The organism is Prevotella sp. TF12-30 (genome assembly GCF_003436715.1).
Taxonomy (GTDB): Bacteria; Bacteroidota; Bacteroidia; order Bacteroidales; family Bacteroidaceae; genus Prevotella; species Prevotella copri_A.
On the sequence record NZ_QSQJ01000117.1, the window covers coordinates 1 to 987 of the forward strand.

General features: G+C 47.2%; 2 protein-coding genes. Both read right to left on the reverse strand.

All coding sequences use genetic code 11. From position 1 onward, the window contains the following. Positions 1-255: 255 nt before the first annotated feature. On the reverse strand, positions 256-564 hold the full coding sequence (locus tag DXD25_RS16345; protein ID WP_117664393.1) for a helix-turn-helix domain-containing protein: 309 nt from the start codon (positions 562-564) through the stop codon (positions 256-258). 82 nt (positions 565-646) lie between these two features. Then, positions 647-958: a helix-turn-helix domain-containing protein gene (locus DXD25_RS16350; protein WP_008656559.1), complete on the reverse strand. Its 312-nt coding sequence runs from the start codon at positions 956-958 to the stop codon at positions 647-649. Positions 959-987 lie beyond the last annotated feature (29 nt).

Here is a 987-nt window from a genome sequence, read left to right on the forward strand (position 1 = left end):
GGTATAGCCAATAAAACGAGGCGACAACCTATAACAGCCACGCTCGGTAAGTTATACGTTGTCGCCTTGTTCATTTCACCCCACTCATCAAGGACATGTATTTCTCCTACAAGCCCTTCATTCTGTACGCCTCACGATAGTTAGCCATCAGAATAGGTATAGCCAATAAAACGAGGCGACAACCTATAACAGCCACACTCGGTAAGTTATACGTTGTCGCCTTGTTCATTTTACACACTCATCAAGGACATTCTCCTACACACCTTTCATTCTGTACGCTTCACGATAGTTAGCCATCAGAATCTTCTGAATGTCGGACTCGCGGTAGAGTATCTTTCCGCCAAGCTGGATATACGGGATGACACCGTTGTTTCGGGAGTCCTGCAGAGTTCTTCGGCTCAGTTGCAGCCTGGCACAAAGCTCCTTGTCCATCATGAAGCGCTCACCACCAAGCATGGGGCGGTAGTTCATCACGGCACGTTCAAAATTGTCAACCATTCGGTTGAGGTGGTTCACGATGTGGTTCATCCACTCGCTGTTTCTTGTCATTACTTCATTGCTCATAGTTGTCTCGTTTTATTGTTGATACTTACGTTACTCGGTTTACTTGCTGCTTTGGATTAAGTGGCTGTTGTATATTGACAGCCTAACCTGTGCGCTTGCGAAAGCGCATGTCCTTTTTCTTGTCCTCCACTACTGCTACGATAGCCATCACGTCCTCCGGCTTGTAGTAGGTCTTGTGGCTGATTTGCGTATAAGCCAAAGTTCCGTTGTCCCGAAGCGTCTGCACTGTCCGTGGGCAGATGTTGAGCGTCTGACACACGTCCTGCGTGTCGAGCCACTTGTTCATGGTCTTGTCCTCACTGCGCTCACGGATTCTGTCCATGCGCTTCACGAAGTTCTCCAACTGGGCATCAAGATAGTTGAATGCCTCTTCCTCGAATACGATGAATCCCATACTTTTCTTTTTTCTAAGTTAATACTATG